The following is a 23,966-nucleotide window of genomic DNA, read 5'->3' as shown; positions in this document are numbered from 1 at the left end:
CATTAAAGTCACAGCTACCTGATACCCCCACTGGCTCTGCAGCTGCAACAGAATCTAGTTTAACATGTACATTAAAGTCACAGCTGCCCCAAGCCTTAGGGCACTCGCCAGAATCCAGAACACGTAATAGTCACAGCAGTACTCCCGTCCAGGTTTCAGTTACTTAAAGTCACAGCTCCACAGCGGCAACATGGCTGTGGAAATAGGTCCATGAAACCCGTCTCTCTGTGAATATATAGACCCACCAGGTGCTCCAGAAAACCTCGATAATGGCCGCCATTGCGAATATGATAGCTACCAGTACTATCAGAAACAGGAGCCTTTCCTTTATCGCACTCATCATTGGTTCTGCCGATCCTCTTGAAATAGACTCCAGAACCGAACCAATAAAAACCCTGGCGGCCTGCAGTGAGAATAGACATCCCATAACCTCAAGGTGGAGGTGCACCGTACCTGCATAGATCAGAAACCCCCTGAATCCCCACATGGATATGAGATTATGGAGTAGCGCCCCGGATAAAATAATTACCTTCAAAACCTGAATGGTGGTTGCCAGTGTGAATATGAAAACCAGTACCTGGGTGATATTTGATATGAATATCCAGAAAGCCGTTGCGCCCAGATAGTCAATGAACTGCTCCCTGAAGCCAGGAAAGGATGAAAAATGGACCACCATATTCCCGTTGAGAAACCCATATGGTGGTGGCATGCCAGAAGCGTCCAGCAAAAAACCTGAAATATAAAGGAGCATTGCTACCATGAGGATAGCTGGGCCCGGTATCATGCCATCCAGACCCTTCCATCTCATGGCCAGCAGAATATCACCTCCTTAATCAGAGTATTGTATTGCAGAGCTCCTCAACCCTCTTCCTTATGCTCTCAACAGATATTCCGTGAAGAAGTGCCAGGAGCATTGCACCCCCTGCACCCACACCCTCCTTTACCGAACCGTTGAGGTACTCGTGAAGACCCCTGTGGGATGCCCTCTCAAAGCCGGGGTCAACTGCGTAGATGTCAATTTCAGCTATCTGTTCAGCGATCCTGTTTATATCTGAGGTTTCATCCTCTGCAACGAATATGGTTGTTGCAATTGCTGTGTCTGAAAAGTCAAATTCAGGATCAATCGCCTTCATTAGGGCGCACACCGCGGTCATCTGGGTTCCCCCTGCAAGTGTCACAGGGACACTGCTTCCCATGCACATACCTGCAACGGCGGGTATCATTGGGTCACCGACTGCAGCAACGGCCCCGAATGGATCTTCACGGCAATCACCCTTCTTAAGTCCCGCATTCCTGAGGCCCTCCATTACAACATCCCTCTTGAGATTGTGGGGATTTTCAGGGAGACTTGCGCTGACCCTGAAATCAGCGTCGTAACCAAGGGCCGTCAGGACCCCCAGTGCGGTTGTTGTACCGGCCGGTGTGCTTTCGCCAACCACAAGGTGCTCTGTAAGTTCCGAGAGCGTCCTCCCAACCATGAATCCCCTCTCATATATTTTTTCAGGGTTATCCACTGCCTTTCCTGTTCTTATATCCCTTCCATGCGCTGAATTGATGTTTATATAGGGCACGTCGGGTTTCACCGAGGCCCCTGCATCCGCAACCATGAAGGGTACCTCAGCCAGTTCAAGGGAGGCCTTCGTTATAACAGCGGGTGTGGGTGCAGATTCACCCTCCACAATTGTCTGGGGTATCTCAGGAAGACACCTTGGGGCGTCATGTACTATTAGTTCAACATCAGCCGCGGGTGTGTATTCAGTCAGGTCTGGCCCGGCCCCGGCCCCTGTTATTCCCGGAATCCTTGATGTCTCGGTTGTTGCAACTGCACATATGAAGAGGGATTCCCTGTCAAGAACCCCCTCCAGGTGGTCGCCTGATCCATAAATCCTAAGTCCATCAAACATTTCCATTCACCTTTTCACCGATACTAGTTATAACCGTGAATAAATAAAGTAGTTACAGTTCTGGTGGACCTTACGCACCTTAACCGGTGGTGATCAATAAAATGTTGTGTCTCGGTATAGAGGGAACCGCAGAGAAGACAGGTGTTGGTATCGTTGACGACAGTGGAAGGGTGCTCTCGCTCAGGGGCAGGCCACTCATACCTGAAAGGGGAGGCATACATCCCAGGGAGGCCGCTGAACACCACGCCCGGTGGATACCTGTGCTTGTGGAGGAAGCGCTGGAGGATGCCGGGGTGAATATGGATGAAATAGGACTCATATCATTCTCCAGGGGGCCTGGTCTGGGGCCGGCCCTCAGGACAGTTGCAACAGCCGCAAGGACACTGGCAATTTCACTTAAAATACCAATAGTGGGTGTGAATCACTGTATAGGCCATATAGAGATAGGTAGACTCACAACAGGTGCATCAGACCCTCTTTCACTCTATGTAAGCGGCGGGAATACCCAGGTCATCGCCTTCAACCAGGGCAGGTACAGGGTGTTCGGTGAAACCCTTGATATCGCTGTGGGAAACATGCTGGACCAGTTCGCAAGAGAGTCCGGCCTCGGCCACCCCGGGGGTCCCATCATCGAGGGACTTGCATCCGAGGCATCAGAATACGTAGAGCTTCCCTACAGTGTCAAGGGGATGGACATCTCATTCTCAGGGCTTTTAACGGCGGCCATCAGGAAACTGGAGGCCGGTGAAAAACTTGAAAACCTCGCCTACAGTCTGCAGGAGACAGCCTTCTCAATGCTCGTTGAGATCAGTGAGCGTGCTCTTGCCTACACAGAAAAGGGTGAGGTCCTCCTCTGCGGGGGTGTTGCAGTCAACAGAAGGCTCCGTGAAATGATGGAGACCATGTGCAGGGAGCACGGTGTGGACTTCCATATGCCACCCCCTGAATACTGCGGGGACAACGGGGCCATGATAGCCTGGCTGGGACATCTTGTCCACAAACATCAGGGTCCCCAGAGGATAGAGGAAACATCTGTTTTGCAGCGCTACAGGACGGATGAGGTGGATGTCCCCTGGATGCGTGAGTCAGAACATGTGGTCCGACTTCAGGGAAACCTCAGGGCAAGGGGGGCCGAAGCCAATATTTACAGCGGTGAGTGGATGGGAAGGCCATGTATTGTTAAGGAAAGAATATCAAAGGGCTACAGGATCCCTGAAATCGACCATAAACTCAGATCAGCCAGGACAAGGAGGGAGGCCCGCCTCATCAACCAGGCAAAGAGCGCCGGTGTACGCACACCCATACTCTTTGACGTGGATACAGAAAAGGGAACCATCATCATGGAGGAGATTGAGGGTATAAGGTTCAGGGACGCTGTTGAAAATAAGGAATTCTGTTCAAGAATCGGTGAAGCCGCTGGGAAACTTCACCGTGCAGGTATAATACATGGAGACCTCACAGGGTCCAACATAATCCTCAGGGGGGATGAGGTGGTCCTCATAGACTTTGGCCTAGGCATGTTCTCGGATGAAATTGAGGACAGGGGGGTGGATCTCCTTGTATTGAAAAAATCCCTGAAGAGCACACACTACCAGGTTGCATCAGACTGTTTCAGGAGCGTGCTTGAGGGCTACAGGAGGTTCGCGGACGCTGATATCTCATCAAAGATAGAAGAAATAGAGGCAAGGGGTAGATACACAACAAGGGAGAGGGATGGGTGAATTTTATAAAAATAAGAGAAAAACCTGAAGGTGATCACATTGAAGGTAACATTTATAACAGGCAATAAACACAAACTATCTGAGGCAGAAAAGATCCTCCATGATACTGGAATAGAGCTTGAGCATGCTGATCTGGGCTACCCTGAACTTCAGGGAACACTTGAAGAGGTTGCCCGGTACGGTGCAGAGCATGCAGCCAGGATCATGGACGGTCCTGTTATTGTAGAGGATGCAGGACTATTTATAAGGGCCCTCAAATGGTTTCCAGGGCCATATTCCGCCTATGTACAGGATACCATTGGAAACAAGGGTATCTTAAAGCTCATGGAAAATGTTGAAGACCGCTACGCTGAGTTCAGGTCGGCTGTTGGGTTCTGCACCCCCAACTCCGAACCCGAGGTTTTTCTGGGCGTAGTGAAAGGACGTATAGGTACTGAGGAGCGTGGAACCAGGGGATTCGCATTTGACCCCCTGTTTTATCCTGAAGGTATGGATAGGAGCTTTGGAGAACTCAGTACCCCTGAGAAGAACAGGTTTTCACACAGGAGCAGGGCCCTTAAGAAATTTGCAGAATGGTATATTGAAAATTATGAGGTGATTTGATGGCTATAAAACCTGAATGGGTTGAATACTCAAACGAAGAAATTGAGGATCTTATAGTAAAGTTATACAGGGAGGGTAACTCCACAAGCAGAATAGGAATCATACTGAGGGACCAGCACGGCATACCAAGCGTTAAGGCCGTGACCGGACTCAAAATAACCCAGATACTGGAAAAACATGGTATGAAGCCTGAATACCCAGAGGATCTCATGAACCTCATAAGAAAGGCTGTCAACATAAGGGACCACCTCAAGGAGCACCCCAAGGACCTCCACACAAGAAGGGGTCTGCAGATTGTTGAATCAAAGATAAGGCGCCTTGTGAAGTACTATGTGAGGGAAGGTGTCCTGCCTGAAGGATGGAGATATGACCCACAGAAAGCAGCCCTACTCGTTAAGTAAACTCCCCGATTCAATTTTAAAGAGGGGATCAGAGGCCTCAAAACTCCTGGAGGAGCACCTGGAGAAGGGGAGCATAATCAGGGTCATATCCCACAATGATGCCGACGGTCTGTCGGCTGCAGGAGTTGTTGCGCGGGCCATTTCATCAAGAAATGGTCAGTTCCACATCTCCATCCTTTCAAGACTCAGGAAGGAGTTCATAAAAAAGCTTGGAAGGGAGAAGTACTCCCTCTTCTTTTTCTGTGACATGGGAAGCGCATACATTGATGAGATATCAAGGCTGAAGGGTGATATCATAGTGGCCGACCATCATCAGCCCTCTGAATTCGAGGCCGATTCAAATGTTGTACACGTGAACCCCCACCTGCATGGCCTTGACGGAAGCAGGGACCTCAGCGCCTCTGGAGCAGCCTACCTGGCAACCAGGAACATCAGCAGAAATACAGGACATCTGGCTCTGGTTGGAGCTCTGGGTGATATGCAGTGCAATGGTGGATTCACAGGTGCAAACCGTTTCATAATGGATGAGGCGATTGAAACAGGTGTCCTGCAGGTTCACAGCGACCTCAAACTGGCATCACGATACACCGAGCCTCTTTACCGTTCCATTGCATACACGTTCAATCCTCCCCTCCCTGGATTAACAGGTGACATAGACGCTTCAAGAGGTTTTCTTGAACGTCTAGGTGTCTCCTATGGAATAAAATACGCTGATATCTCACCTGAGGAGAGAGACATCCTCAGAGATGAACTATCAAGTATAAACCCTGATATATTCGGTGAGGTTTTCACTTCAAGGGAGCTTCAGCCAGCAGTTGGCGACCTGTCTGATTTTGCAGGGATTCTTGATGCCTGTGGAAAGAACCGTAAATACGGTATTGGAATAGGTCTCTGCCTCGGTGAGGGTGAAGGTGCCCTTGAAGTGGGCCTTGAACTCCAGAAAAACTACCGTGAAGAGCTCATAAGGGGCCTTGCATGGATCAGGAGGGAGGGCTCAACTGTAATGGAGAATATACAGTACATTTACAGTGAAGAAAAGGTTTTTAAGGGAATTATGGGGACCATAGCAAGCATATCGCTCTCCCTGAAACTGCTGGACCCTAATATTCCACTCCTTGGTCTTTCAAGGATGGACCAGCATGTGAAGGTATCTGCAAGGACCACCAGAGCGGCTGTTGAGAGGGGTGTTAACCTGGGGGCTGCCCTCAGGGATGCAGCATCCAGTTTTGGTGGTACAGGTGGTGGGCATGACATAGCAGCAGGTGCCATGGTACCTTACAGGGATATGGAGAGTTTTCTGCAGCTGGTGGATGAAATAACCGGTTCACAGCTTAAATCATGAGTGCTACCTTGGTGTTGGTTATGTACCTTGATGGAATCGAAGAGAAGATGTATGATGGCGAATTAGGTGAAACCATCCAGAAGAGTATGGAGATACTGGTGGCCCTGGGGGACATCTACGGGGCTGAGAGGATGGTTGAAATATCATCCGCCCAGATCTCAGGTGTATCCTACAAGACCATAGGGGACGCCGGCCTTGAATACCTGGAGGACCTGAGTGAGGGTGGTGCCAGGGTCAGGGTCCAGAGTACACTAAACCCTGCCGGTATGGACCTGGAGAGATGGAGGGAGATGGGTTTTCGAGAGGAATTTGCCAGTAGACAGCTTAGAATAGTGGAAGCCTACTCATCAATGGATGTTATGAACACCTGCACCTGTACACCATATCTTATAGGGAATGTGCCTCTCAAGGGGTCCCATATTGCATGGTCAGAGTCATCTGCGGTTTCCTATGCAAACTCGGTTCTTGGTGCCAGGACAAACAGGGAGGGCGGTCCGGGGGCCCTTGCAGCTGCAATATGCGGAAGGACACCTGAATACGGTTACCACCTTGATGAAAACAGGAAGGCCACCCTCCTGGTTGAGGTGGAGTGTGACCTCTCAGGTGCAGACTACGGTGCCCTCGGTTACATTACAGGTCGAATTGCAGGGGAGGGTGTCCCGTACTTTAAACTAAGGGGTTTACCAGCGCCCGAGGATCTAAAGGCCCTTGGAGCTGCCATGGCGTCATCAGGTGCGGTTGCACTCTACCATGTTGATGACATAACACCTGAGTACCAGGATGCTTCCGTGGAGGATGTGGATGATAGGATCAGGGTGGATGCCGGTGATATATCAGAGGCCCGTGAGGAACTTTCCACAACCTCTGATAGTCCTGATTTAATCTGCCTTGGATGCCCCCACTGCTCCCTTGATGAGATAAGAAGGATAGCATCCTTTGTGGGTAAGAAGGGCGCTGATTGTGATCTCTGGGTGTGCACATCTGCAGCCATAAAAAGTGCCGCGGACCGTATGGGCTACACAGATGTGATAGAGGATGCCGGTGGGATGGTTGTATCCGACACCTGCATGGTTGTGGCTCCTGTGGAGGAACTGGGCTATGAGGTCCTTGGTGTTGACTCTGCAAAGGCAGCCAACTATGTCCCGGGTATGTGCGGCCTTGATGTAGTCTATGATGACTGGATGAATCTCCTTAAATTGTAACTGTCTGGAACAATCAAGGACCCGGCACTCTAACCCTTTATTTTTCTGATGGCACTTCCAAGCTGAAGCCCGATGGATGAGATATTTTCAAGGCTTATTCTGTTATAGGGCTTCACACTGTAACTTGCAAGGTTCAGTATCCCGATTATTTTTCCTGAAAACCTGATTGGGATCATTAAAATTGTCCTTATATTATTTTTACGTATTGAATCGTGGATCATGCGGTATTCAGGGGATTCTGCGGTTATATATATTACCCGCTCATCCTCAATTGATCTGCTGAAAAGGTCCGTGAATACACCTGCCATGCACATCCGGCTGAGGGTCTCAGGCAGGTTCTTCTGGACCCTGAGTTTGAGTTCCTTCTCCTCTTCCATGAGGTAGATGCATCCCATTTCGAATTCAAGGGTATCTATAACCGCTTCAACTGATTTTTCAAGTATTCTGCTCTCTTCCTCATCGCTGTTTATAATCTCAGAGACCTTATTCATTGCCAGGAGTGTTCTTATAAACTCCTCGTTCTCTCTTCTGAGCCTTTCAATTTCAATGTACTCTGAGACCTCATCGGCAAACATTTCCACGATTTCAAGTGCCCTGGAGGATATGGACTCATCGGGTACCTCAAGTATAATGGCCCCCCTTGCCCTTTCCTCTGTTATGAGGGGAACAGATAACATGAGGCCCTTATCCGAGCTCCATGAGACTGTTTCAAGTGTTTCGATACTTCTGTATATGAAATAATCAAATTCTTCAAGTTTAATTGTTGATGGGTGGTCATAGACCCTGTTTAAACCTGATGCATCTCTCAGGACCACTGAGATCTGCTTGACATTCAGAACTCCTCCAAGTTCCTCCCTTGCAGACTCAAGAAAGTCCTCCAGACTATCGGATGATGTCCTGAGCCTTGTGATTGTTAGTAGGACTTCAAGTTCATTCTTTGAAAATGATGAGCTTGCCATGTCCTTTGCGATGATCACCCAGAAGTTATTTACAGGGCTTATGAAGAGACTGTAGGTTCTCCTTATACCATCCCTTCCCTTGAGGTCCGTCTGTATTTTACCAGGGGCATGCATTTTGCTTTCAAGAAGTATTATACTTTCCCTGTCCATTATATCCTCAAGGTTTCTGGCTCCAGGAAACATTCTCCTGAATGATTCATTGGCGACAACTATGTCAAGGAGTGTGTTTACAGTGAAAACCAGTTTATCAGGATCATCTATTTTTCTTTCAAGTTTTAGTAGCCTTAGAAGTGTCTGGTGAATCTCTGATGCATTCTTTATTATCTCTGAGTCCCTTGAGGTTTCATCCCTGTATTCTACTGTCTTAACATCTGCATCCTTTGATGGCATCCAGAGTTTACTTCTGCCTACCATTTTATAGGTCACAAGCCCCTTTGCCTCCAGGATGTGGAGGTATTTGAGTACGGTTGCCCTGCTGCGGTTTATTCCCCTGGTTATCTTATCCAGTATGCACTCCTCTAGCGGGTTAGATTCAAGGTAGGACATTATCAGCTTCTCTGTTTCAGAAAGGTTCTCCAAGATCTCACCCCATTTACCTATGGTATAACCATGAATTATAACTTTATAGAAAAATTTAAATATAAGTTTTTTATACTTTATTGTATAGTTATACTATAATGTCGAGGTGGTTGTATGGATTACAAAAAAATCGCGGGTGAACTCAAGGAACTCCTGCAGATGGAGGGCAGCCCCGTGGCTGTCAAACTTGTTAAGGCAGATGAAGAAACATCAGGTCCCAGACTTGAAAAAAGGAGGCACTGCGAGTTCATACAGGAGGCCAGATTGAAGGGGATGAAGGGCCATGCGACAGCAGAGGAACACCTCTGTAAGGGTGGCGCCGCTGCCATGGGCCTCTGCAGCCTTCCAGCGCCTCTTGCAGATGGGAGCATGTACCACAAACTCGGGAACTACAGCACCCCTGAAGCGGCCCATGAAACCGTGAAGGCGGTGCCAATGCTAGATGAGGAATATTATGCCTCAGAGTACGCTCCACTTGAGGATGCTGACTTTGAACCCGACGTGGTTGTGCTGATACTCAAACCTGCCCAGGCACTGAGACTCAGCCAGGCATACCTCCATGAGAGGGGTGGCAGAATCACAGGGGACTACTCAGGTATACAGTCACTCTGTGCAGATGCAGTTGCTGCGGTCATCCAGAGGGGCCTTCCAAACATTACAATGGGATGCAACGGGTCAAGAAAATATGCCGGAATAAAGCCAGAGGAACTCGCAGTTGGAGTCCCTGCAGAGGAACTTGAGAAAATAGTGGATACCCTGAGGAAATTCAGGGAGAAATGGGGGTAACCATGAGGATCAACCTCAGAGGAGTAAACAGGTACGCTGCAGCCATAATCACAGACAACATCCTGAAGAATGGCCAGGAAAACATCCAGCTGATACTCAGGGAGAACTATGAAGAGATTCAGAAGGTTGCAGCCAGGTACGGAATGAATTATTCTGCTAAAAAGGGACCTGATGGTGTGGTGGTTTATATTTCACGTGGAGAGATTGAAGAGGTGGACGTCACCGGTGAAACCTGTCCTGGACCCCTTATAATCGTAGGCGAAAAACTATCATCAATGAAACCGGGGATGAGGATAAAAATAAAGTCCGGAAGTGAGGACGTTATCGATGACCTTGCGGTTTCAGCCCCTGAAATGAACGCCAGGGTCATAGAAAAATCAAAAACCCACCTTATACTTGAAAAAATAGAAAAAACTGGGAAAAAGGAATTCACAGGAAGGGACAGGGTCCTGGTTGTTCAGAGCAATGGAACAGGTAATGCGGAGAGGGCCTACGCCACATTCATATTCTCAAAGGCCGCCCTGAGCATGGGTAAGGACGTCACTGTGTTCCTTCTGATGGATGGTGTGAGCCTTGCCAGGAGGGGCGCAGCAGCAAAGGTTAAACACCCGGCCTTCCCTGCCCTCAATGAACTCATGGAGGAGGTAATTGGAATGGGTGCTAAAGTCTATGTCTGCGAGATGAGCGCCCAGTTCAGGGGGCTCACAGAAGATAAAATAACAGAAGGATGTAAAATCGCTGGGGCCGCAACGTTCATAACACTCCTCAGCGACCCCAGGTACGCCGTAGTGAACTTCTAGAGGTGATAGGATGTATCAGGTTATTGTGCTTGCTCTGCTACTTGCAGGGATCCCCTCAGGTTTCATAACATTCCGTATAATGGGGATGAGGATGGCACCCCACTTCGGGGTCCTCATCCTTGCGATCATTGCAACAGGACTGAATCTTGTGACGGGTGGTGGAAATTTCATTTATCCTGCTGTGGCCCTCCAGCTCCTGGCGGGTATATCAGCCTACACCCAGTTTTTCCCGGTACTCAGGGATAACTTCCAGGCCGCTCCCCTATACGCATGTCACCTCAGCACCATGACCACAGCGGCGGTGCTTGCAGCCGCATCACTCCTTGCATAACTTTAAGTCCCCTAATTTCTATTTTTTTATTCCCCATGTGGGTACCAGAAATTTAATTCTACTTTACATCTCGCTCCAGCATATTCATTAACACCCGATGCCATGATTAAATCATTAAATAAATTGATCACCAGATAGAAGACCATGGCAAGGTACATAGAGCACCCACTGATAAAACCGGGGACAGTCGAGGCGAGGACCTACCAGCAGTTACTGGCAGCAGACGTCCTAAAGAAGGGTAACTCAATGATAGTGGCTCCCACGGCCCTTGGAAAAACCATTGTTGCCGTTCTGGTGGCTGCAGAGAGGCTGCAGAAATACAGGGGGTCCAGGGTGCTCATTTTATCACCCAGCAAACCGCTGGCCATACAGCATGAGGAGAGCTTCCGGGAGTTCCTCCTCGCACCATGCACGTCACTCACAGGGAGTATAAACCCTGAGGAAAGGGTGAGGCGCTGGAATGAGTCCAGGGTCATATCTGCAACACCCCAGACAATAGAATCAGACATCCTCGCCGGGAGGTACGACCTCAGCGACGTTTCACTCCTGGTATTTGATGAGTGCCACCGTGCCGTTGGTTCCTACTCCTACGTCTTCCTTGCATCCACTTATATGCAGACCGCGAAAAACCCCCTTATACTTGGATTGACAGCCTCCCCGGGTGCAGATGAGGACAAAATAAAAACCGTTTGCAGTAACCTATTCCTCAACGAGGTGGTTGTGAAAACAGAAAAGGATCCGGATGTCAGACCCTACCTCAAGCCCATCAGGATAGAATGGGTCAGGGTCAAGATGAAGCCTGAACTTGAGGAGATAAGGGAACTCCTTAAGAAGGTTTTAAAGACGCGGCTGAAGATGCTCAAGAACCTTGGAGTTATAGAGACTGTGAGTGTGGGTAAAAGGGACCTCCTGAAGGCCAGGGGCAGTGTTCAGAACAAAATCGCCCGCTCATCAAATCCGCCAAAATCATGCTACAGGGCCATATCACTCATAGCAGCCTCAATAAATGTTGAACACGCCCTTGAACTCCTTGAAACCCAGGGGATCCATCCGCTCCTCAGATACCTCACCCGACTTAAAAAGAAGAACACAAGGGCTGCCAGAAGCCTCATTATGGACCCTGACTTCACAAGGGCCATGTACCTCACCAGGAAGGCCTCTGTTTCAGGGGTTGAACACCCAAAACTTGACAGGCTCATTGAAATACTCAGAAAGGAACTTGAAGGGGGAGACTTAAAAGTAATAGTTTTCACCCAGTTCCGTGACACCCTTGAAGAGATATACCAGCGCTGTGTACGTGAGGGTATAAACGCCGTTAAATTTTATGGTCAGAACAGTAGAAGCGGCGAAAAGGGCCTCACACAGAAACAGCAAAGGGATATAATCAAGTCATTCAGGATGGGAAACCACGATGTTCTCATATCAACCAGTGTTGCAGAGGAGGGAATAGATATACCCTCAGTTGACCTCGTGGTCATGTACGAGCCTGTCCCATCAGAGATAAGGATGATACAGAGAAGGGGGAGGACCGGAAGAAAAAGATCGGGGAGAATGGTGGTCCTCATGACTGAGAAAACCCGGGACGAGGCCTACTATTACTCAAGTATCAGAAAGGAAAAAACCATGAAGGAAAACCTCAGGGGGGGTTCCATGAAAATTGAAGTAACACCCGTTGGGTTTCCTGAAACTGATGGTGAAAGGCCATTCATTTACGTGGATTCACGGGAGGTTAACTCAAGGGTCCTAAGGGAGCTCAGGAAGATTGGGGTGGACTTTGAACTCAGGACGCTCTCTGTGGGTGATTATCAGGTCAGCGATGACACTGTTATCGAAAGAAAAACCACCCAGGATTTCCTGGGGTCAATTATGGATAATAGACTTTACCGGCAGGCCAGGGAGATGGTGGAAAACTTCAAGCGCCCAGTGATGATAATAGAGGGTGATGACCTCTACTCGGGCTTCATGAACCCCGACGCTGTGAGGGGTGCCCTTGCATCAGTTGCAGTGGACTTTGGAATACCCATAATCCCCACAAGGTCCCCTGCAGATACGGCTGCAATGATAAGGAGGATAGCCCTGAGGGAACAGAGGGAGGGAAAACCTGACATGCGTATCAGGACAGATAAGAAACCCCTCACCCTCCAGGAAAAGCAGCTCTTCATCGTGGAATCACTTCCATACATTGGATCCAAGTATGCCAGAAGGCTCCTTGAAAGTTTCGGTTCGGTTGAAGCGGTTATGAACGCATCAGAGAAGGAGCTCATGGAAGTGGAGGGAATCGGTAAAAGGATAGCATCCGAGATCAGAAAGGTTATTGAAGCAGAATTCAGGGATTCAGAAAAAAATTAGAGGGTGATCAATTGCGTATACTCATGGATGAAAGGGGTAAAAAGTACCTCCTGAAGGAAGGAGAGGACTTTCAGACTGACATGGGGATCATCCAGGCACGGATGATAGAGGAGGCCAGACCAGGGGATGTGCTCAGAACCCACCTTGGAAGGGAGGTTTATGTCCTTAAACCCAGCCTCTCAGATTACCTTGAACTCATGGAGAGGAGGTGCTCCATACTCCTTCCCAAGGATATAGGGATGATCTGTGCATACACAGGGATAGTTAAGGGTTCAAGGGTTGTTGATGCGGGGACCGGTGCAGGTACAGTTGCAATGTACCTGGCAAATATTGTGGGCGAATCAGGGCACGTTACAACCTATGAGATACGGGAGGACTTTGCAGAGGTTGCAGAAAGGAATATCAGAGAATTTGGATTTAAGAATATTGAGGTCAAAAACAGGGACATAAAGGAGGGTATAGATGAGCATGACCTTGACCTCGTCTTCCTGGATCTCCCGGGGCCCTGGGAGCTGATGGAGGATCTGCATGAATCCCTTATTAGAGGTGGATGGGCTGTTTTCTACAACCCCTACATTGAACAAGTTAAAATTCTGCACAAAGTTGGTTCGAAGCTGGGATTTGCAGATATGAGGACATCCGAGATAATTGAACGTGAAATTGAGGTCAGGAAGCAGGGTACACGCCCCAGGACCAAAATGGTCGGACACACAGGATACCTCACATTCATGAGAAAGGTGTAGAGGGATTTGATGTTCGAAAATGTTATCTCAATAAAAGACTTTGAGAAGGACGATATAGAGTTCATTCTGAGAGAAGCGGAAAAGATGGAGCCAGTTGCCTCTGGAAAAAGGTCATCTGACATTCTTAAAGGAAAGATACTTGGAATGATGTTCTATGAGCCATCAACAAGGACACGCCTTTCATTTGAAACTGCAATGAAAAGGCTGGGTGGCAGTGTGGTTGGATTTGCAGATACAGGGGCTACATCCGCTGCTAAGGGTGAAAGTCTGACTGATACGGCAATGATGCTTGCAGGCTACTCCGATGCAATTGTTATAAGACACAACCTTGATGGAGCTGCCCGTTACATATCAGATCTGGTGGATGTTCCAGTTATCAATGCAGGTGATGGGGCAGGTCAGCACCCCACACAGACCCTCCTTGACCTCTACACAATCAAGAGATTCTTTGGTAGAATAGAATCCCTCAATGTTGCACTTGTGGGGGACCTGAAATATGGCCGGACAGTGCATTCACTGGCCTATGCACTTGCTGTTTTTGGGGTTAGAATGAGTTTTGTATCACCTCCTGAGCTCAGAATGCCTGACAGTGTCATACATGACCTTGAAGGTAGTGGTGTCGAGGTTACAGAGACTGATAGACTTGATGATGTTATAGATGATGTGGACGTCCTCTATGTTACAAGAATACAGAAGGAGCGCTTTCCAGACCCAGAGGAATATTCAAGGATCAGAGGGGCCTATCATATAGACAGGGACATGGTCGCCGGTAGGGACCTCATCGTCATGCACCCACTTCCAAGGATAGATGAGATATCCCCCGAGGTTGATTCTCTTCCACAGGCAATGTATTTCAGGCAAGCATTCTACGGTGTGCCTGTGAGAATGGCTCTTCTCAAGATGCTCATAAGAGAAAGATTAGACTCCCCAGAGTGAATCCTCCAGAAGGGAAGTTTCACATTGAAGATCTATAATGTTTGTGCGTCCCTTTCCCCTTCCCCTTGAAACTGTGTTGGTTGATATAAGTCCAAGCATTTCAAGTTCATTTATAAAGTCAAATATTCTTCTGTACGAAACTGAATCACCCTTTGATATCTCCTTGTAGACCTCATAGAGCCTTCCTGAGGTTATCTCCTCCTTTCTTTTTGTGAGGTAGAGTATTGCCTCAAGGACCCTCTGCTGCTGGCTGGGTAGTGTCAGTATTATGTCTGTGATTTTGTTGTGTTCTATGTAATCCTTGGCTTCCCTTACAAAGTCCCCCTTTACCACATCTGAATCTCTTTCATCTGCAATTTCACCTGCTGTCCTGAGAAGATCAAGGGCATACCTTGCGTCACCCTCCTCCTTGGCTGCAAGTGCTGCACAGAGGGGTATTACATCGTCATCAAGTGCACCCTCCTTGAAGGACAGCTTGGATCTTTCCTCGAGTATATCAACAAGCTGCTGGGCGCCGTAGGGTGGGAAGACTATCTCCCTGTCCCTCAGACTGCTCCTCACGCGTGGTTTTATGAACTTTTTAAATTCAACGTAGTTACTTATGGATAGTATGGAGACGTTATCTGTCCTTGTGAGAGTGTAGAGCAGACCGTCACCATCGTTCCTTAGGAGTATGTCTATCTCGTCAAGGACAACAAGTAGTATCATGTCCTGGCCAAAGGCGTTTTTCTTGAACATGTTCCTGAATGTGTTGACTATCTCGGCCTTTGTCCAGCCACGGTAGGGGACATCGCGACCAAGCTGCTGGCAGAGCCTTGCTATGACCTGGTATTCTGTTGTGTAATCGGTGCAACGGATATATTCTGTCCTTATGTTAACATCACAGTCCCTTGAAGCCTCTTTAAGCTGTTTCATGGCAAATTTAGCGACTGCAGTTTTCCCTGTCCCTGTTTTTCCATATATTGTTATGTCCGGTGGTGTGACTCCATTCAGTGCTTCAACCCAGTACTTGGCTATTGAACGTATCTGTTCCTCTCTGTGAGGCAGCCTGTCAGGCAGAAACCTGTGGTCAAGATATTTTTTATCCTTAAAAACAGATTCTTTGTCCCCTATCTCATCAAAAATGTTCATAGTACCACTTCAAATAAAGTTTTAGAGAAAACTGCTACTTCAATTTATTTTAAAGGCCTCAAAACTGGAATGATATTTACTTCAGGTTTTTGAGGTTCCCTTTTAACACTGGCAGTGCCCCTTTAGATCACCCGATAAACATGGTGATAAGTTTCAAGTGTAAATTTTCTTATTCTAACTCTTAGATAAAAGTTTTTATTAATATCAATCCTTTTCATAATAATGGCGTGAGACATCCATTTCAAGTGTAAATTTCCCTTGCACCTTGCCTGAATGTGAATGGGGGACATAAGTTTCAAGTGTAACAGATTATTTTTCCTCCCTTCTCACAGAGGGAGACATCCATTTCAAGTGTAACGGTTCCTAAACTGCTGGGGTGTTGTGAGGGAGACATCCATTTCAAGTGTAAATGCAGGATTTGATTACTGCTATGTTGAGAATATGCATTCTGATATAAAAGAAGAGAATTTTTTGGGCGTATCTGGAAGGAACGTCCAATTTTACACTTGAAGTTAATGTCACCTTTTAATTTTAAAATTTAATATCGTAATAAAATTTTCACTTGAAATGTATCTCTCTCCCACGTGTCCATCAATATCAAGTGTAAATTACAGTTGAAATGCACCTCTCACTCATGCAAATAAATGTACTGGAATTAATTTACACTTGAAATAGATGTCCCACAAACCCAGAGTCATGATACAAAAAACAGATTTACAGTTGAAATCTATCTCTCAAAGTGTTAAGAGGAACCTCCTAGATGTTACAATGGAAATGAACCTCACACATACATGCTGTCGTGTTCAGGCTTATCCTCGCCAAAGCGTTCCTGTATCATCCACATGACATGAAGTTTAGCCCTGAAAACATTTTTTATACTTGAAATCAACCTGTCCTTTGAGAGGCCATCAGAGAATATCTCAGAGGTTACAAGATAGCTGTTCAGCACATTTTCTGGGTGATCAAGCTGAAAATCAACTCCAAACATGTTCAGGGTAAAACGAACCTTCCATATGAACTCGGTCCTTTTCTCCATACTGAGTGCACGTATTCCTGACTGGTGCTCGGGGCTAACACTGGTTGCACAGGCTATGAGGATCATGTCATTCTTTCCAGCAGGCTGAATGATATCAATGACATGATCCTCTGGATAATTTATTACATAATGGAACGAGGCGTTTTCGTCAGGGACTTCCATCCTCAGAAAACCCTCCTCCTCAAGCCATTTCTTTATCTTCTTCTCTGGCATGGTATCACACAACTAATTATATCCATCCATGAATATATAACATCATGAAATTATTACATGTCACTGGTATATAATGAATCGCAACAAAAAGGGAAAACATGAATGAAATCCCTGTCCTCTTACTTGCAGTTTCAATTGACATCATGATTGGAGAACCACCAACCATAATTCACCCTGTTGTACATATGGGTTCAATAATAGCATGGACAAAAAGAATACTCAGTAAAAAACGCATATCAGGAATAATAATGACTCTACTGGTTGTATCGATATTCACAGCACCAGCCATCCTCGTAGGCTACCTGAGTGACCCCCTCTACACTTTGATAGCTGCAGTACTCCTTTCAACTGTAATATCCATAAGGATGCTCTTTACATCTGCCTTGGATGTTGGAAAATCACTGGATAAGAACATTTGGGAGGCAAGGGAGAAACTTTCCTATCTGGTAAGCAGGGATACCACCACACTAACAGATGAACAGATACTCTCAGCAACTATTGAAACACTCACAGAGAACCTCACAGACTCTGTCACAGCGCCACTTTTTTACTTCATCTTATTTGGACTCCCAGGGGCGTTCCTATACAGGGTCGTTAATACACTTGATGCAATGGTGGGATACCTCGATGATGAAAACAGGGATCTGGGATGGTTTCCTGCAAGACTCGATGACATACTGAACTACATACCATCCAGACTCACGGGGCTTTTGATGGTTCTTGCAGCATTTTTTCTCTCCATGAACTGGGAAAATTCAATGAGGATACTCCTCAGGGACGCAAGGCGCACCCCCAGTCCCAATTCAGGATTTACGATGGCTGCAGCGGCTGGAGCACTATCTGTTCAGCTGGAAAAACCAGGAGTATATGTTCTAGGGGATCCCAGAGATCTACTTTCAGTTGAAAAGCTTAAAGAGGCCCTGAAACTTAGTTCTCTAACCCTAGTACTATTCATTGTATCTGCAACCGGAATAATACTGGTGATGCCATGAGGCTTAGCATACTTACACTCACAGAAAATGGCAGGAAACTTGGGGAGACCCTGAAGAAGGCTCTTATGGATGATCCCACAATTCTCTCAGTTGAAGCCCTGCACAGGGATATAGATTTCAGGGAAGTGTTTTCAAGAAGTGACATGATAATTGGTATAATGGCAGCAGGTATAATGGTGAGAAAGATTGCGCCGCTCATTAAAAACAAATTCTCTGATCCAGGGGTTCTAGTTATCGATGAAATGGGAAAGAATGTTATAAGCCTTCTTTCAGGTCATGCAGGAGGTGCAAACGATTTTGCACTCAAAATTGCAGACATAATCAATGCAAACCCCGTTATAACAACAGCAACTGATGTTAATGGTCTTGTGGGAATTGACAGCTTCGCAGCAAGATACTTCTATGTGATACTTGACAGGCACCTTGTGAAGCACTTCAATTCCTCAATTGTGGATGGGTACACTGTGGAGCTGCATTCCTCAAGGAATCTGGAACCCCTCATTGATGGTGAACTTTCCAGAACCTACAGGTACATAAGGGATGGAGATGAGATTGTAAGGGCCCACTGCAATTCTGAGGTCATGAGACTGGCTCCCCTCAAGGTTTCAGTGGGTATAGGGACAAGGAGGGGAGTTGAATCCAGGAGGGTAACCGGTGCAATTGTGGAAGCACTTGGTCTCTTGAAGCTACCCCCAGCGAGGATCGATGCACTGGCAACAGGTTACATGAAGAAGGATGAAAGGGGAATAATTGATGCAGCGGAGAATCTGGGGGTCCCCCTGGAAATCATACCTCTTCATGAGCTCAGATCACAGGATACACACTCATTTTCAGATTTTGTCAACAAAAAATTTGGTGTTGGGAGCGTATGTGAAGCTTCGGCTCTTAAAAGTGCAGGAAATGGATCAAAACTAGTTATAAGAAAAACAACGTCATCAGGAGTTGCGGTTGCAGTGGCGGTTTCAGAGACACCAAAAACTTTTTAACCCAAATGATATAAACCAGATTGAATATAAACATTATTCTGTATTCTTCAGGAATTCAGCAGGGAGGACCCAACATGAGTAACGAAACATTTGATCGCGTTTCTGAAATTTTAAAGCACATTATGGAAGATAATAGCGTCCCAAGAAACATCAGAAGGGCTGCTGAGGAATCAAAGGAGATCCTCAACAACCCTGATGAGGACAGCACAGTGAGGGCGAGCACGGTCATATCGATTCTGGATGAGATAAGCAACGACCCCAACATCCCGATACATGCAAGGACACTGGTATGGGAAATACTCAGTGAACTTGAATCCATAAGGGAATAACTATTCTGTTTTTTATATCCTATTTTGTCTGATTTAAAGTGTTTCTACTGAATAAATCCCTGTTTTTTATATCCTATTTAAACAGTTAATTTAACTATTTCATGAATTTAAGGACCTCAGCAATGAAACGGGTTTTCGCCAGCTCCTCAATGAACTCTGCAAGGAGGAGGGCTTCCTCAACAGTTTCACCTGCACATACCACACCGTGGTTTTCAAGGACAGCTGCATTTTCATTTACCATCATCTCTGCACAGGCGGATGCAAGTTTCCTGCTTCCAGGGGGATGATAGGGTACCACAGGAAGATTTCCCTCTCCGAGCCCCCTGAAGCCCTCCATTTTCTCAATCTCAATCCCGGCAACTAAAAATGCCCTGGCATATGGTGAGTGGGTATGCACCACACCATGTACATCAGATCTCCTCCTGTAGACCTCAAGATGGAGTTCCAGTTCCGAGGATGGTCTTCCACCCCTGAGAACATTCCCTTCAAGGTCAACCATTGCAATATTCTTAAGTGTCACCCGGTCAAGGGGGACCATTGTGGGTGTTATGAAAACCCTATCATCCACCCTTGCGCTAACATTCCCTCCAATGCCAGATACAAGACCCCTCCTATAGAGCTGTACCGAAACATTAACAACATCCCTCAATGGATTCAAGGAATCACCTGCCTCAACTAATTGAACTCCAGAAGCTTCATCACACCCCTGTTGAGCACCGGGACCTGGCCACATGTGGGGACAATGTTGTATATCTTCTGAAACTCTGTCTGTGACTGGAATGTACCTGAATTTATAAGGTGAATACCCTTGTATTTTTTGTATGCATTTATGTGGACATGTCCGGTATGAAGGATATGGGGGACATCATCAATCACAAGGTGGTCCTCTATCTCAGATGCAAGGGGGGTCCTCTCGCCATATATAGGTGCAAGGTGTCTCTTCTCAAGGAGTTCCTCCATTATGAGATCGGACCTTTCATGGGAAAGTCCATTCACGCTCATGGCCATATCGTCGAAGCTCCTCCCGTGATATATGAGGGTTTTTACACCATCAAGACTAACCATCGACGGGTTACTCAAAAATTCAACATTTTTGAGGCTGTAAAGTGGTTTCGCATATTCCTCGGGTATTGCAGGCTGGGGCTCAGCGATCCTCGATGCATCGTGGTTCCCAGGAATCATCACAATCTTTATGTCATCACTTATATCTCCAAAAAGCCTTGCAGCCTCCTCATACTGCTCATGGATATCTTTTATAATGAGTTCCTTTTCCTGTCCAGGGTATATCCCGATACCATCAACTATGTCACCTGCAACCACAAGGTACTTAATGTCAGCCGCTATATCCCTCTGTTTCTCAGTTCCAAAGTCCCCGTTTATCCATTTAATGAAGCTGGTGAATGCATCTTCAAGGAATGTCTGGCTTCCTATGTGGACATCGGATATGAAGGCAACTGAAAAGTCCATTTCCTTCTCCTGTATTCTTGGTACACCAGGCTGGAAGATCTCGGAGGCCACAACAAACCTACCCTTTTTCGCGCCCTGAACACCTATGACCTCGTCCCTCACGAGTTTCTCGGATTTTTCAAAAAGTTTATGATTTTCATTATGCACAACAACTGTTATTTCCCCTGTTTCATCCTCCAGTTCAAGCATCTTGTGGTTGTTCTTGGTGGTTCTTATGTCATTTATGATCCCTATGATGCTCACAGCATCATCTCCGCCGCGAAGATCAGCAATGGGCACATGACTCTTAAGTTCAGGGCGTCTTTTAAGGAGATCCCTCAGGCAGCTGAATCTGCTGTTGAAGTAGGAGATCATGTCACCTATCTCCCCGCTGGTATATGATCTCTTACTGGTGTCTTTGATGACCCTGAAGTCAAATTCCCTCTCCCGTGGAATATTGATGGGACCTTGTGCCTTTATTTCTTTAGGCTTATCTATTTCCTTACTCACATCAAAGAGGTCATCAAGCATCTCAGAGGTCAGAAGAGCGAATTTACCCCCACCATTCTTCTTTATCTTAACTATAATCTCTGAGGAAGCCGTTGCAGGGTCATCCATCTCCTTCAGCCGAAAATATGCTTTATCCTCTATTAAAATTCCTTCCCTTGCAAATTTTCCTATTATTTCATTCATTTCAATCATTCACTGCATGAACTGGTTAGGGAAATTCAGAAATCTTTAAAATGGGTTCACAGTTAAATATTCCATTGAGTTCATATATTCTTTATCAAAATATTAGTTTACCCTTTGGGTCCATTCACAGAAAAAAGGTGATGCATTGCCAAGGATCATTAAATTCTTCCTGTTCCTCATAATATTCCTGGCCTTCTTCGAGGCTGGGCTCATAAGTTCATACACACTTGTAACGTCTAAGCCACCGGATATAGAAAAGCTTATTGAAATGCAGATAGACACAGTATCCTCATTTCTGGACTCAGGTAAGAATATAACCTCCACAATCACAGGAGGCCCCGAGGAGATAAGGATAATAAACAATGCAGATGTTGCAGATGCCCTTAAAGCCCGCACAGGCCTTGATGGAATAAACATCCGATCCCTCAACGCAACAACAACCGAGGATACCTCACTTGAAAAGATCAATATCAACATAACAGCGATCGGCTACCGTGAAAACCAGACCGGAAGTGGTCAGATAGTCATAAGGCCAACGGAGCAATTCACTGTAACTGCAACTGCAAGGGCTGAGACGAGGTCATCAGGGGTATGGGTAGATGTCAGGACCCTTAGAATCATTTCAGTAACCAGGATTTACTGAGTATCAATTGGGAGGGTAAATTCATACAGTTTGGAAATCCGCTGCAGTGGCTTCACATCTAAGCCCCCGATCCACTGAAGGTGTTTTCATGATAAGGATAATAGGACTTGGACCCACAAGGGATGATATAACAGTTAGGGCCCTCAGGGCCCTTGAAGAATCCGATGTCGTCATAGGATATTCAAGGTACATAAGACAGATAGAGGATCTTCTTGAGGGTAAGGAGGTAATAAAGAGCGGCATGGGGTCCGAACTTGAGAGAGTTGAAAAGGCCGTTGAGAAACACCGTAAGGGTCTCAACGTTGCACTGGTGAGCTCAGGAGACCCTGGTGTCTATGGGATGGCCAATGTTTTTTTTCAAGTATTTGATAAGTATTCGGGACTTGAATTTGAGGTTATACCTGGCGTGACTGCGGTTAATTATGCAGCATCACACCTTGGAGCACCTCTCCATGACTTTGCGGTTATAAGTCTGAGTGACATCCTCACACCTCTATCAGAGATAAGAAAAAAGATCAGGGCAGCTGCAGAAGCGGGACTTGTAATAGCCCTTTATAACCCCTTGGGAAAGAGGAGGAAGAAACCCTTCAGGGAGGCTCTTGAAATACTCAGATCTGAACTTGAATCTGAAACGCCGGTTGGCGTGGTGAAGACCGAAAATGGACGTCCACAGGTGAGTATTGTGGCTCTTGGAGATCTAAATGAATCCCTTGTGGATATGTCCACCACCCTCATAGTTGGCAACGTTACAACCTACACAAGGGATGGTTACATGGTCACGCCCCGTGGGTACGCTGTTGAGGCCCCGCTCCATGAACTTGCAAGGAAGTTCTATGAGGAGAATCCTTACGGCAAATCCTCAGGCCCTGATGAGAAATGTGAATTCTATCCCTGCCATTTTGAAGGTCAGAACTGCGCGTTCTGTTACTGTCCATTCTATCCATGCGGTGAGGGGTCCACAGGGGGCTACTGGATACGGGATAAGGGTGTATGGAGCTGCCAGGATTGCAGATGGATACACACCGATGAGGCTGTTGAGTGCATCAGGAGAGGTCTTAAGCGGCTGATTTCAGAACCAGATGATCTAACCGATAGGAAGAAGGAACTTCTCAAGCTTCGAAGGGAGTGCCTCATGGCTTCAGGAGGGGCCTCCAGTAAATAACTGATTTCACCGCAGCAAGATATTTATTTTAAATCACCCAATATCATTTCAGCAGCCCAGGAGGATGAAAGTTGTCCAAAAGTGTTAAGGATATTCTCATTGAAATGAAGAACCTCTCGGAGTTGATGGTGGATCTTGCATACTCTGCCCTTCTGTTTAACAGCAGGGACGCTGCAGAAGAGGTCATAAAACTTGAAAACAAGGTTAACAGGCTTAACTATGAGATAAAAAAGGAGTCACTCCTTGCTGCAAGATCTGTTGAGGACGCCGAAAAACTGACAGCTCTCCTAGAGGTGGGTGAGGCAGCTGAAAGCATTGCGAACTCTGCCAAGGATATCGCTGACCTGGTGCTGAAGGGCATCAAACCACACCCTGTCTTCAAGATGGTCATGGAGGAGTCCGATGAGATAATAGTCAGGGTGACAATTGATGAGGGATCAGAGCTGGCAGGAAAATCACTGGGAGACCTTTTACTTGCAACCAGAACAGGTATGAGGGTTATAGCCATCAGAAGAGGAGAATCCTGGATTTATGGACCTGACAGGAACACGGTACTTGCAGAGAACGATACCCTCATCGCCAAGGGAAACGAAGCAGGTTCAGAACTCTTATTCGCACTTGCAAAGGGTGAGATGACCCTTGAGGATATAGGATGCAGCATAGAATAGTCCCAGAGATG

Annotated in this window: 24 protein-coding genes; 17 read left to right on the top strand and 7 right to left on the bottom strand. The window is 46.7% G+C overall.

Going from position 1 to position 23,966, the window contains the following annotated elements:
• Positions 1 to 169: 169 nt before the first annotated feature.
• Positions 170 to 808 carry a hypothetical protein gene (locus QFX30_RS01985; protein WP_300487513.1) on the bottom strand — a complete coding sequence of 213 codons (639 nt, stop codon included), beginning with the start codon at positions 806 to 808 and terminating at the stop codon, positions 170 to 172.
• Between the two features lie 25 nt (positions 809 to 833).
• Positions 834 to 1,904, bottom strand: a complete 1,071-nt coding sequence (gene cobT / locus QFX30_RS01980; protein WP_300487510.1) for a nicotinate mononucleotide-dependent phosphoribosyltransferase CobT — start codon at positions 1,902 to 1,904, stop codon at positions 834 to 836.
• A 101-nt stretch (positions 1,905 to 2,005) separates the two neighbouring features.
• Between cobT and QFX30_RS01975 the strand changes: the two genes are divergently transcribed.
• Genes QFX30_RS01975 through QFX30_RS01955 form a run of 5 tightly spaced genes read left to right on the top strand, consistent with a single transcriptional unit; the run spans position 2,006 to position 7,173 of the window.
• Positions 2,006 to 3,625, top strand: coding sequence for a bifunctional N(6)-L-threonylcarbamoyladenine synthase/serine/threonine protein kinase (locus QFX30_RS01975; protein ID WP_300487507.1), 1,620 nt, complete (start codon positions 2,006 to 2,008; stop codon positions 3,623 to 3,625).
• 39 nt (positions 3,626 to 3,664) lie between these two features.
• Positions 3,665 to 4,228 (top strand): XTP/dITP diphosphatase, encoded by a 564-nt coding sequence (locus QFX30_RS01970; RefSeq protein ID WP_300487505.1) that lies wholly within the window; start codon positions 3,665 to 3,667, stop codon positions 4,226 to 4,228.
• Positions 4,228 to 4,629, top strand: coding sequence for a 30S ribosomal protein S15 (locus QFX30_RS01965; RefSeq protein ID WP_300487502.1), 402 nt, complete (start codon positions 4,228 to 4,230; stop codon positions 4,627 to 4,629). The genes QFX30_RS01970 and QFX30_RS01965 overlap by 1 nt, the downstream gene beginning before the upstream one ends.
• Positions 4,595 to 5,971 (top strand): DHH family phosphoesterase, encoded by a 1,377-nt coding sequence (locus QFX30_RS01960; RefSeq protein WP_300487499.1) that lies wholly within the window; start codon positions 4,595 to 4,597, stop codon positions 5,969 to 5,971. Before QFX30_RS01965 ends, QFX30_RS01960 begins: the two co-directional genes overlap by 35 nt.
• A gap of 20 nt (positions 5,972 to 5,991) precedes the next feature.
• Positions 5,992 to 7,173: an aconitase X catalytic domain-containing protein gene (locus QFX30_RS01955; RefSeq protein ID WP_300487496.1), complete on the top strand. Its 1,182-nt coding sequence runs from the start codon at positions 5,992 to 5,994 to the stop codon at positions 7,171 to 7,173.
• A 29-nt stretch (positions 7,174 to 7,202) separates the two neighbouring features.
• Here QFX30_RS01955 and QFX30_RS01950 read toward each other — a convergent pair whose 3' ends face one another.
• Positions 7,203 to 8,711, bottom strand: a complete 1,509-nt coding sequence (locus QFX30_RS01950) for a GAF domain-containing protein (RefSeq protein WP_300487493.1) — start codon at positions 8,709 to 8,711, stop codon at positions 7,203 to 7,205.
• Positions 8,712 to 8,825: 114 nt separating this feature from the next.
• Here QFX30_RS01950 and QFX30_RS01945 point away from each other — a divergent pair, with 114 nt between their 5' ends.
• The 6 genes from QFX30_RS01945 (at position 8,826) to pyrB (ending at position 14,656) form a co-directional block, all read left to right on the top strand.
• Positions 8,826 to 9,497, top strand: coding sequence for a DUF169 domain-containing protein (locus QFX30_RS01945; protein ID WP_300487491.1), 672 nt, complete (start codon positions 8,826 to 8,828; stop codon positions 9,495 to 9,497).
• Positions 9,498 to 9,499: 2 nt separating this feature from the next.
• Positions 9,500 to 10,297, top strand: coding sequence for a DsrE family protein (locus QFX30_RS01940; RefSeq protein ID WP_300487490.1), 798 nt, complete (start codon positions 9,500 to 9,502; stop codon positions 10,295 to 10,297).
• Positions 10,298 to 10,307: 10 nt separating this feature from the next.
• Entirely contained in the window at positions 10,308 to 10,628 is a 321-nt protein-coding gene (locus QFX30_RS01935; protein ID WP_300487487.1) for a DUF5400 domain-containing protein, read from the top strand.
• A 144-nt stretch (positions 10,629 to 10,772) separates the two neighbouring features.
• Positions 10,773 to 12,977, top strand: a complete 2,205-nt coding sequence (locus QFX30_RS01930) for a DEAD/DEAH box helicase (RefSeq protein WP_300487484.1) — start codon at positions 10,773 to 10,775, stop codon at positions 12,975 to 12,977.
• Between the two features lie 11 nt (positions 12,978 to 12,988).
• On the top strand, positions 12,989 to 13,720 hold the full coding sequence (locus QFX30_RS01925; RefSeq protein WP_300487481.1) for a tRNA (adenine-N1)-methyltransferase: 732 nt from the start codon (positions 12,989 to 12,991) through the stop codon (positions 13,718 to 13,720).
• 9 nt (positions 13,721 to 13,729) lie between these two features.
• Positions 13,730 to 14,656 carry an aspartate carbamoyltransferase gene (pyrB, locus tag QFX30_RS01920; RefSeq protein WP_300487478.1) on the top strand — a complete coding sequence of 309 codons (927 nt, stop codon included), beginning with the start codon at positions 13,730 to 13,732 and terminating at the stop codon, positions 14,654 to 14,656.
• On the opposite strand, the gene cdc6-1 is transcribed toward pyrB, so the two are convergent.
• The gene (gene cdc6-1, locus QFX30_RS01915) at positions 14,639 to 15,787 is read right to left on the bottom strand and encodes an ORC1-type DNA replication protein Cdc6-1 (RefSeq protein WP_300487475.1); all 1,149 of its coding nucleotides are present in this window, start codon (positions 15,785 to 15,787) and stop codon (positions 14,639 to 14,641) included. The genes pyrB and cdc6-1 overlap by 18 nt on opposite strands.
• A 781-nt stretch (positions 15,788 to 16,568) precedes the next feature.
• Positions 16,569 to 17,036, bottom strand: coding sequence for a DUF2299 domain-containing protein (locus tag QFX30_RS01910; RefSeq protein ID WP_300487472.1), 468 nt, complete (start codon positions 17,034 to 17,036; stop codon positions 16,569 to 16,571).
• Positions 17,037 to 17,134: 98 nt separating this feature from the next.
• Here QFX30_RS01910 and QFX30_RS01905 point away from each other — a divergent pair, with 98 nt between their 5' ends.
• The 3 genes from QFX30_RS01905 to QFX30_RS01895 all read left to right on the top strand — a co-directional run bounded on the left by QFX30_RS01905 (position 17,135) and on the right by QFX30_RS01895 (position 19,343).
• Positions 17,135 to 18,028, top strand: coding sequence for a cobalamin biosynthesis protein (locus QFX30_RS01905; RefSeq protein WP_300487469.1), 894 nt, complete (start codon positions 17,135 to 17,137; stop codon positions 18,026 to 18,028).
• Positions 18,025 to 19,014 (top strand): cobalt-precorrin 5A hydrolase, encoded by a 990-nt coding sequence (locus QFX30_RS01900; RefSeq protein WP_300487466.1) that lies wholly within the window; start codon positions 18,025 to 18,027, stop codon positions 19,012 to 19,014. Before QFX30_RS01905 ends, QFX30_RS01900 begins: the two co-directional genes overlap by 4 nt.
• 74 nt (positions 19,015 to 19,088) lie before the next feature.
• Positions 19,089 to 19,343 carry a UPF0147 family protein gene (locus QFX30_RS01895; RefSeq protein WP_013296572.1) on the top strand — a complete coding sequence of 85 codons (255 nt, stop codon included), beginning with the start codon at positions 19,089 to 19,091 and terminating at the stop codon, positions 19,341 to 19,343.
• 94 nt (positions 19,344 to 19,437) lie between these two features.
• Here the strand turns inward: QFX30_RS01895 and QFX30_RS01890 are convergent, their stop codons facing one another.
• Entirely contained in the window at positions 19,438 to 20,001 is a 564-nt protein-coding gene (locus QFX30_RS01890; protein WP_300487463.1) for a class II aldolase/adducin family protein, read from the bottom strand.
• A 17-nt stretch (positions 20,002 to 20,018) separates the two neighbouring features.
• Positions 20,019 to 21,482: a DNA-directed DNA polymerase II small subunit gene (locus QFX30_RS01885; protein ID WP_300488225.1), complete on the bottom strand. Its 1,464-nt coding sequence runs from the start codon at positions 21,480 to 21,482 to the stop codon at positions 20,019 to 20,021.
• Between the two features lie 145 nt (positions 21,483 to 21,627).
• Here QFX30_RS01885 and QFX30_RS01880 point away from each other — a divergent pair, with 145 nt between their 5' ends.
• The 3 genes from QFX30_RS01880 (at position 21,628) to QFX30_RS01870 (ending at position 23,955) form a co-directional block, all read left to right on the top strand.
• Positions 21,628 to 22,125: a hypothetical protein gene (locus QFX30_RS01880; RefSeq protein WP_300487460.1), complete on the top strand. Its 498-nt coding sequence runs from the start codon at positions 21,628 to 21,630 to the stop codon at positions 22,123 to 22,125.
• 88 nt (positions 22,126 to 22,213) lie between these two features.
• Positions 22,214 to 23,287 carry a precorrin-3B C(17)-methyltransferase gene (gene cobJ, locus QFX30_RS01875; RefSeq protein ID WP_300487457.1) on the top strand — a complete coding sequence of 358 codons (1,074 nt, stop codon included), beginning with the start codon at positions 22,214 to 22,216 and terminating at the stop codon, positions 23,285 to 23,287.
• 104 nt (positions 23,288 to 23,391) lie between these two features.
• Positions 23,392 to 23,955, top strand: coding sequence for a potassium channel family protein (locus QFX30_RS01870; RefSeq protein WP_367186126.1), 564 nt, complete (start codon positions 23,392 to 23,394; stop codon positions 23,953 to 23,955).
• Positions 23,956 to 23,966 lie beyond the last annotated feature (11 nt).

It is taken from the genome of Methanothermobacter sp. (assembly GCF_030055435.1).
Classification (GTDB): Archaea; Methanobacteriota; Methanobacteria; order Methanobacteriales; family Methanothermobacteraceae; genus Methanothermobacter.
This window is presented reverse-complemented; position numbering and strand designations above follow the sequence as displayed.